This window comes from Luteibacter sp. P4_D7_3 (assembly GCF_056401735.1).
This window is the reverse complement of the sequence record NZ_JBFUIT010000137.1, coordinates 1-9,704: the sequence shown is the minus strand read 5'-3', so window position 1 is coordinate 9,704 and position 9,704 is coordinate 1. Positions and strand designations below refer to the sequence as shown.

Below are 9,704 nucleotides of genomic sequence, written 5' to 3'. Positions count from 1 at the left end.
ATACACGGCGGCATCGGCCGTGCTGTCGTGCATGCCCAACGGCTCGAACAGCTTCCGGCGAAGCCACTCGGCATACGGTACCCCCGTCTTCTCCTGGAGGATGAATCCGGCAAGATCGAAACCGAGGTTGGAGTAGCGGTAGCGCTCCCCCACCGGGTAACGCAGCCAGGTATCGGAGATGCTTCGCACATGGGCGGTGAAGCCTGCCGTGCCGGGCTCGTAGTTGTTGCCGACGGGGGCTTCGTGCGTAAAGCCCGCTCGATGGCTGAGCAGAAGGCGTAGCGTAATGCGGTCCTGCGGGTTCGACTCGAAACGGCTGTTGACTTTGAATCCGGGCAAATAGCGGGAGATCGGTGCATCGAGGTCGAGCAACCCATCCTGCGCCGCGAGGAGCACTCCCACTGCAGTGAAGTTCTTCGAGGTGGATTGGATACTGAAAATCGTCTGTTCATCGACGGCGACCGCCGCATGACCGCCGGTCGTCCCGAAACCTTCGACCCAGGCCACCTTCCCACTCTCGATGAGGCAGACAGAAGTCCCCTCGATGCCTTCGGTGCGCATGGCTTCGAGGATGGCGGCACGCTCGGCGTCGATCAGCGTACCGGCCGTTCCCGAGGTAGCGCGCGTGGCGGGAAGGCTTTCGACACGCCCGTTCATGCCGATGGCACCCACGGCGATGCCGGCTGCCGCATGCGCCAGGAATGAGCGGCGATTCATGCTGGGGCTCATGAGGTCTCTCCCTGCTGGGTGGCGGCAGGTTCAACCATCAAATCCGAAAGGTCAACCCGAGCCACGCCGGAAGACATCAGGGACATCGACCGGGCGTTGTCGCCCGATCGATGCCACCCGGTTACTGGCTGATGCGATACATCACGGTCGCATGCGGCTCCAGCCTGGTCTTGATCGAGCCATCGCCCTTCGTGTCCGTGTGTGCCCATAGGTCGCGCACGGTGTGGCTGCCGCCGGCCTTCAGGCCAATCTCGGTCGCGGCGACGGCGACGTCCTTCGCGGTATCGGCTTCGTTGAACACCGCCACTGCGCGGCCGCCATCCTTCAGCGGTTTGACGATGACATGGATGCCGCCGGCATCACGCACCTGCTTGCCCTGTACGCCGAGCGGATCCTGGTCGATGGCGATGACGTCCTTGTTGAGCAGGATCTGCAGCGCCTCGGGCTTCACGGTGCGCAGGTCGGTGCCGATCAGCAGCGGCGAGGCCATGATCGACCACAGGCTGAAGTGACTGCGGTATTCGACATCCGTCATGCCGCCGTTACCCACTTCGAGCATGTCCGGGTCGTTCCAGTGGCCGAGGTGCGCGTAGCGATCGAGTACCACGTTCTGCTTGAAGATCTTCAGCATCGAGGGGTAGTTGTCGCTGATGTCGCCGGTGGTGCGCCAGGAGCTCGCGTCCACGGGGTCCTTGCCCGCCCAGAGCCAGGGTTTGTTCTCGCCCCACTCGCACATGCTGAAGAAGATCTGCCGGCCGCTGCCGCGCAGGGCCTCGGCCATGTCGGTGTAACGCTTGTGCGCGTCCACCTTCTGGTTGTTGCAGTTGTCGTACTTGAGGTAATCCACGTGCCATGAGGCGAAGGTCTTCGCGTCGTCCTTCTCGTGGCCAAGGCCGCCCGGGAAACCGCGGTTCTCCTCCAGGGGCTCGCAGGTCGAAACGCCCGCGCTGGAATACAGGCCGAACTTGAGGCCACGCTCATGGATATAGTCGGCGAGTGCCGCGATGCCGCTCGGGAAACGCTTCGGGTTGGGCTGCAGATGGCCGTCCTTGTCGCGCTGCCAGTTGGCCCAGCAGTCGTCCACGTTGACATACGTGTAGCCGGCATCACGCAGCCCGAGGCTGATGAACTTGTCGGCGACGCCGCGGATCATTCCTTCGTCAAACTCGGCGCGGCAATGCGTGGAGTTCCAGTTGTTGAAGCCCATCTGCGGCAGGACGGACGCCGTCTCGTCGGCCTTCACCGGCGCGGCGGCGATGCCAGCGGCGCAGACCAGTGCACTGAGAACCGCGCCTCGCAGAATGTTCGTCATGGAATCGCTCATCGATACGCCTCGTGTCGGGAGAAGGGAATGGGTCATGGCATGCCCACCGTGGACGTGCCAAGGATGGGTTGCTTGCGCGTGCTGAGCACGGGTGCACCTTCCACGAGAAGGTCGAGCACGACGAGCTGGTTACCATGTGGCTTGAGCCACACACCCGGTACGTAGAGGGTGCGTTGTGGGCCGATGCTCCAGGTACGCCCCAGCGCATGGCCGTTGAGCCAGACGAAGCCCTTGCCCAGCCCCGCCGTGTCCAGGAACGTGTCCGCGTCGGCATTGCCAGAGGCAGGCGCGTCGAACGTCGCGCGATAGAAGCACGGCGCATGCTTGCACGCCGCCGAGGTGTAAGACAGCGAGGCGCTGTTGGCGAACGGCAGCGAGTAGTTCTGCCAGTCACGCAGCGGCTGGCCGTTGAGGGTGACGCCACCCAGGATGCCCTTGCGCTCGTTCAGCATTTTCTCGCCGAAGTTGATGCGCCCGTCGTTCTGAACGAGCAGGTCCAGCGTGTCGCCCTTGTGCAAGGCAACCTTCAGGCTGTCCTGCTTCAGCCGGCGATCGAGCGTGCCGATCCGCTTGCCGTTGATGTAGATCTGCGCATAGTCGTGCAGGGTGTCGATGTGCAATTCGCCGGACGCGTCGACGTCGATGTGTTTGCGATAGAGGATGTCGCCATAGGCCTGATCCATCGACTCCATGGTTCTAGGCTCGGCCGAGGGCACCGGTGCTGGCAGGTTGTCCCACAACGATGCCGACTCACCCAGTCGAATGCCGCCGATCGCCTGCGTCCCCGGTGTGGCAGGCACGGGTGGCAAGGCCACGCCGGTTTCCCTGGCGATCACCTCGCGCGCAGCCAGGTACTTCGGGGTGGGACGCCCGCTCTCATCGAGGGGACTGTCGTAGTCGTAGCTGGTGACATCCGGCTGGTAGCTGTTGTCGTCCCAGTTGGCGCCGTTCATCCAGCCGAACGAGGTACCGCCGTGGAACATGTAGAAGTTGACCGAGTAGCCCTGCTTGAGCATCCATGACAGTTCGTYGGCCACCTTCTTTGCCGGGGCAACGTGGTGCGGTGCACCCCAGTGGTCGAACCAACCGATCCAGTACTCGCCGACCATGTACGGGCCACCGGGCTGCCAGGTGTGCAACTTTTCAAACTTCTGCGGGGCGTGGCCCACGCCGAAGTTGATGACCTGCACGACGCCGGGCAACGAGCCGGGCTGTTCCGCGCTGTCGGAGGTGGTGAGCAGCGACGCATTGAACCCGCCGTCGACGATGCCGTGACGGATCTGCTCCATGTAGGCGGTATCCGTACCGAAGCTGCCGTACTCGTTCTCGACCTGTACCGCGATGATGTTGCCACCGCGACTCAACTGCAGCGGTGCCAGCTCCTGCCCCAACCGATGCAACCAGCGCTGGGCCGGCTGCATGAACTTCGGGTCGGTGCTGCGTACCTTGACGTCGGGCTCCTTCAGCAACCAGGAGGGCAACCCACCGAACTCCCATTCGGAACAGACATAGGGACCTGGACGCAGGATCACGTACAGGCCCTCCTCCTTCGCCTCACGGACGAACTCGGCGACGTCGTTCTGCCCACTGAAGTCGTAGTGGCCGGGGGTCGCTTCGTGGGCGTTCCAGAACACGTACGTCGTGATGGTGTTCAGGCCCATCGCCTTGGCCATCTTCAGGCGATCCCGCCAGTATTCGCGCGGGACACGGGCGTAGTGCATCTCACCGGAAACGATGCGGAACGGCTTGCCGTCGAGGACAAAATGGCCCTTGTCGATGGTCATCGGCTGGCCCGCCGCGGCGGGTGCCGCGGCGGCCATGGCGCAAGACAGGACACCCAGGACGACGGATGCCACAACCTTCAATGGCAGCATCAGAACGTGCCTCGCAGGCCTACCGTGTAAATGGTGCCGTCCGCTTCGGCGTACAGGAAGCGATTTTTGTACACGGAGTAGTCGTAGAGGTGCTCGTGCGTCAGGTTGGTGCCTGAGACGAAGACCGACACGTGCTTGTTCAACGCATAGCTCGCGCTCAGGTCCAACTGCCCGTAGGCACTGCGCGTGGCCGGCTGGGCACCCGAGCCATAGGCGAGGCTCTCCAGGTACTTACCGCGCCAGTTGTACGCCGCGCGCACCTGCACGGGACCCTTTTCGTAGTACAGGCTCGCATTGGCCGAGTCACCGATACCCGGCACGGCGAACTTGCCCGATGCCGCGATGACGCCCGGGCTGAGCGCCGTGCTGCTCTTCACGTGCGTGTAGTTAAGCGCCATGCCCAGGCCGTTGAAGGGTTCGGGCAACAGATGCGTGAACTGGTAGTTGAAGGTGACCTCTTCGCCGTAGATATTCGACGAGTTGAGGTTGATCGGCTGCGTGAGCGACCAGATGAACGGCTGTCCGGTGTTCGCGTTCGTGAGGAACGGCACCGGCGTGCTCACCAGCGTGCTGAAGTTGCTGACCTTCTTGTAGAACCCTTCCACGGCGATATAGCTGGCATCGTCGATGTACCACTCAAGGCCCATGTCGTAGTTACGCGAGGTGTACGGCTGGAGATCCGGATTGCCCTGCGAGATGGTCAACGAGTTCGGGCGCGTGCCGAAGCTCTTGTTGTAGTACAGATTGCTGAGTGCCGGCGGCGTCAGTGTCTTGGACAGCGAGAAGCGGTAGATCAGATTGTCCAGCACGTTCAACTTCAGGTTCATCGACGGCAGCCACTTGTGATAGCCGCCCTTCGCCGACTGCGATGCCAACGGGCCGTAGGTCACCTGGCCGTTGCTGGTGTCGTTCGGATCCACGTAGTACGCGATCGGCGGCTGGTTGACTGCGGTGGACGTCGAAACGATGTTGAGATAGCGCACGCCGACGTCGATCGCCCAGGGCATGTTCCAGACGTCCCCACCGAAGACAGCCTTGGTGAAGAATGACTTCTCCTTCTCGCCTACGTCGTTGTAGCTGCCGGGGTTGGGAATGGCGTCCAGGGTGCCGCCGTTGGCGGCCAGACCGGCAAGCAGCGCGGCGCGCTTGTCGTCGGGGAGCTGGTTATACGCGGCCGGCGAGGCAAGCCAGCTCAGGTAAGCACGCGGATCGTACTGAATCCACTGCGATGGCTGGCCCGGGGACGAGACTCCCTTGATTTTCGGCGGTGCATTGAACACGTACGCACCGATGGCGTCCGGCGGAACGGGAATGGAATAACCGCAATAGGCGTTACAAAGGATGCCGTTCGGCGTGCCGAAGCTGACCGACTTCACCCATTCGTTGGTGTACTGGACGCCAGCCTCGAGCCGATTCAGCACGCCGTCGTTGAAGGCCTTGTCCAGCTTGAACTGGTAATTGTCGACCTTGTTGGTGACGTTGTTGCCCGAACCTGCGTTGCAGCAATGTGCCGCGAGGTTGTCCATGTTGGTGGACGAGAGGACGTTCGAGGAGGTCGGCGGCTGGTTGTCGCCGTTGTTGGTCCAGGTTGGATTGGTGCCGAAGTTCTTCGCGCCGACCACGAGGAAATAGCCGTCGGCGCTCTGCTTGTTCCAGGCCTTGGAGCTGGCCACGTCAAGACTGAGCTTGGTCGAATCGTCGATGTCGAAGCCGAGATTCAGGCCGTTCTGGTAGCTCTTTTCGTAGCTGGGCGTATACGACGCGACATAGTCGTTCGCCATGACGTTCGGGCCCGAGCTGTTACGCACATAGCTCAGCGCGGTGCCGTTGGCGTCGGTCGTCAGCGACTGGATATCGGAGGTGTTGCCGTACTGACCGAACTCATGCTCGATCGGGTCGACCTTGTAGCTCGAATACATGGTGTCGAACGCGACCGTGAGCTGGTCGATCGGCTTCCAGTCCATGGCGCCGCTGAAGCCCTTGCGGGTGCGTGTCTCGTCCAACACGTTGCTTGCCAGGGTTTCCGGGACCGCCACGTTCGTATAGGTGGGCTTGGCCGCGCCAGGAACGGTGTAGATGTCCTGGTTGGCATACCAGGAATTGGCCTGCGTATTGAGCTGGGTGTCCTTCCGCTTGTAGTAGGTCGCCGAAGCCATCCAGCCGAAGGTGTGATCCTTGTTAGTCCAGCCGAACAGGCCAGAGGCCTTCGGCGTGGTCTTACCCTTCCAGTCGCCGGTCAGGTTGCTGTTGATGCCCGCCCCGCTCCACGCCCCATGGTAGCCATTGAAATCCAGCGGCCGCGCGGTCTGGATGTCCACCACGCCGCCGATGTCGACTTCGGAGATATCGGCTGAGGAAGTCTTGTTGACCTGGGCGACGCTGATGATTTCCGACGGCAGTACATCGAAGTTGAAGGCACGCGAGCCGGAGGCGGTGGCCATCGGCCGGCCATTGATGGTGACGGCGACGAATTCGGGACCGAAGCCGCGCACCGCAATCTGGCTGGACTCACCGCCACTGCGGTTCACCGACACGCCCGGTACGCGCTGGAGCGCGTCGGCCACGTTCGGGTCGGGGAACTTGCCTGCCTCTTCCGCTGAAATGGAGTCGACGACGTTGACGGAATCCTGCTTGATCGCCTGCGCGCGCTGGAGCGCCGCCAGCTGGCCGGTGACCGCCACCCCTTCCAGTTCGGTCACCTTCTTATCGTCGGTCTTGCCCTTCGCGGGCTTGGTAGCCTGATCGGGCGTCGTCGCCGACTGCGCTTCGGCCTGAGCCGTTCCCGGCGCCGGTGCCGGTGCCGGCGCTGTCTGCGCGTACCCTGGTGCGCCGTAACCCACCATCCAGGCGACACCCGTTGCCACAAGCGATCGCCGCACGGCGACCGCCAATTTCGTTAGCTGCATGGCTACCCTCCCCCACTCTGTGGACTACCCCAATGTGCACACACAGCTTGCCGCCCGAAGCCCGCCTGCACCGTTACCCACAACGACGCCTTGAAGCCTCGCTATCCCTGTCTCCCCAACCCCTGACAGAGCGGCCAACTGCCACCGTTTATTTGTAGTATTTAATAATATTACCTAGCTTTCCCCCGGCAACAAGCTGCGGCGCAGCATGACAAGTCGCATGAGCCGGTCTAGGTTTATTTTGTACGACAAATGAATTTTCCCTGGGGCAGCGGATAGCTCGATGATGAGTAACGAAGACCAGCAGACGACCTTGGGCGAAGCGCATTCCGACCTGATGGACCGGCGTCGGTTCCTGAAGCTGACAGGCGCCGTGGCGGCCATGCTGCCATGGCTCGGGCTGCCCAGGTTCGCTGAAGGCGGCCCCGCGGAACGCCCCGTTGGCGCTATACCGGCGGCAACCGCAAGGCACACCCTCTGGTACAACACGCCGGCACCGGAGTCGAACCTGCTGCGCGAAGGACTGCCGATCGGCAACGGACGTCTTGGTGCGCTGGTCGGCGGCGACCCCGCCTCGACCTTCCTCTATCTCACGGACGCCACGATGTGGCTGGGCAAGCGTGAGGTGGTGCTGGGTGACGATGGCCAGCCCGACTATTCCACCGAACACTTCGGCAGCCTGGCGATGCTCGCCAAACTGTATCTGTCCGTGGAAGGGCACGAGGCCGCGCATATCACCGACTACCGGCGCGAGCTGGATCTTGGCCAGGGAACCCTGCGCGTTTCGTATCGAAAAGACGGCATCGCCTATACGTGCGACGTCTTCGCCAGCCACCCGGATGACGTCATCGTCGTCCATCTGACTCAGGCCGGCGGCGGTCTCTTTAGTGGTTCGGTGGCGTTGCATGGCACGCACGGCGAGAACCCGCCGGCCGGTAGCCACTTCGACGGCGTGCTGGAGAACGGCCTCAAGTACGCGGCGAACGTCGTGGCTGTCGCGGCTTCAGGTACCGTAAGAGAAGACGCAAAGGGACTTCACTTCGCGAACTGCAGCGCGCTTACGGTCCTGTTTTGTGGCGGCACCAACTACGCACCGGATTTGGCATCGAACTACATGGATGCTTCGCTCGATCCATTGGCGCTTTCGATAAAGAAAACGAAAGCCGCAGCCACACAGACCTCAGCCACGCTACTGCATACTCACGTAGCGGACTATCGTTCCCTGTTCGATACGATGAGGGTCGACCTCGGTGCATCGACGGACGCACAGCGCGACATGGACACCTGGACACGCCTCCAGGCTCGGGCCGCCGCGGGCTCGCCTGCCGATCCGGAACTGGAAGCGTCCTATCTGCAGTTCGGACGCTACCTGACGATCGCCGGCTCGCGGGACAGCTTGCCAACCGGGCTGCAAGGTCTCTGGATCAGCGACAACGCGCCACCCTGGATGGCCGACTATCACAACGACATCAATATCCAGATGAACTACTGGCTGCCCGATCGCGCCGGGCTGCCTTCGTGCTTCGATGCATTCACCAGGTATTGCCTCAGCCAGGTCGAGGCCTGGACAAACCTCACACACGTACACTTCAACGATCCGCGCAACGCGTACCGCAATAGCTCCGGAAAGATCGCCGGCTGGACGGTGTGCATTTCGACCAATATCTACGGTGGCGGGGGTTGGCGGTGGCACCCGGCCGGGAATGCGTGGCTGTGTAACAACCTGTGGCAGCACTATCAATACAACCCGGATCGCGCCTACCTTGCGCGCATCTATCCGCTACTCAAGGGCGCCTGCAAGTTCTGGGAAGCGCGGCTGATCAACGTAAGCGTGAAGGACCCGGCGACAGGCCTCGCACGCGATGTCCTGATCGACGACGCGGACTGGTCGCCCGAGCATGGACCGACCGACGCGAAGGGCAACACGTATTCCCAGGAATGGGTTTGGGATCTGTTCGAGAACTACCGCCAGGCAAGCTCGCTGTTGGGCAAGGACCCTGGTTATGCCACGTCGATCGCCCAGCTGCAGGCGCGGCTCTATTTGCCACAGGTCAGCAGCAAGACCGGCTGGCTGGAAGAATGGATGACACCGGATAACCTCGGCGAGACGACGCATCGGCATCTTTCTCCGCTGGTCGGCTTCTTTCCTGGCGACCGCCTTCGAGCCGACAGCAGCCCGCCCGGACTGATCGAGGGGGTTACCAGGCTCCTCGAGGCCCGAGGCACGGGTGGCTATGGTTGGGCCTGCGCGTGGCGTGCGATTTGCTGGGCGCGCCTCGGCGACGCTGACAAGGCCTATGGGCTCCTGCTCACCAATCTGCTGCCCTCGAAGAATCACAGCAATGGTACAGCGCAGAATTTCTTCGACATGTACAACATGGATGCGGATACCGACGCCTTTCAGATCGACGCCAACTTCGGCACGCCCACCGCGATGCTGGAGATGCTGTTGTCATCGCGGCCCGGATTGATCGAGCTGTTGCCGGCCTTGCCCAAGGCATGGGCGGCGTCAGGCAGCGTGACGGGTATCGGTGCGCGTGGTGGATTCCATGTCGACCTGTCCTGGCGTAAAGGAAAGCTCACATCCGTCACCGTGCGAAGCGTCGGCGGCGGAGAGACGCGCTTGAAGTGGGGTGCCTGGACCAAGGCCATCGCGCTTCGCCCCGGCACGTCGGTCACTATCGCTCCGGAGTAGTCCTCAGGAATGCCCTGAGTCGCCGCGCCGCCTCCATGATCCCTGCCTCGTGGCGCTCTTCCAGCACGCGCCTTGGCAGTGTCATACCGGAACACCTCTCGCTCAGTCAGCGACGTAGTGATACGGACCAATAGTCGCAGCGCACCAGACGCCGAATCGATGACAGACGGTGGCCC

5 protein-coding genes are annotated in these 9,704 nt (G+C 62.5%); 1 reads left to right on the top strand and 4 read right to left on the bottom strand.

Translation table 11 applies throughout. The features are described from left to right. From AC1DSN_RS12940 to AC1DSN_RS12925, 4 genes are all read right to left on the bottom strand, one after another. The coding region (locus AC1DSN_RS12940) for a serine hydrolase domain-containing protein (RefSeq protein ID WP_477331023.1) at window positions 1-717 on the bottom strand (717 nt) is incomplete at its 3' end. Between the two features lie 133 nt (window positions 718-850). Continuing rightward, complete coding sequence (locus AC1DSN_RS12935; RefSeq protein ID WP_231873831.1) at window positions 851-2,041, bottom strand: glycoside hydrolase family 27 protein; 1,191 nt, start codon at window positions 2,039-2,041, stop codon at window positions 851-853. Window positions 2,042-2,085: 44 nt separating this feature from the next. After that, complete coding sequence (locus tag AC1DSN_RS12930; protein WP_477331021.1) at window positions 2,086-3,927, bottom strand: beta-galactosidase; 1,842 nt, start codon at window positions 3,925-3,927, stop codon at window positions 2,086-2,088. Next, a complete protein-coding gene (locus AC1DSN_RS12925; RefSeq protein ID WP_477331019.1) occupies window positions 3,927-6,833 on the bottom strand; it encodes a TonB-dependent receptor in 2,907 nt (968 codons plus the stop codon). Before AC1DSN_RS12925 ends, AC1DSN_RS12930 begins: the two co-directional genes overlap by 1 nt. Window positions 6,834-7,116: 283 nt before the next feature. Here AC1DSN_RS12925 and AC1DSN_RS12920 point away from each other — a divergent pair, with 283 nt between their 5' ends. Then, entirely contained in the window at window positions 7,117-9,528 is a 2,412-nt protein-coding gene (locus AC1DSN_RS12920; protein ID WP_477331017.1) for a glycosyl hydrolase family 95 catalytic domain-containing protein, read from the top strand. Window positions 9,529-9,704: the final 176 nt, after the last annotated feature.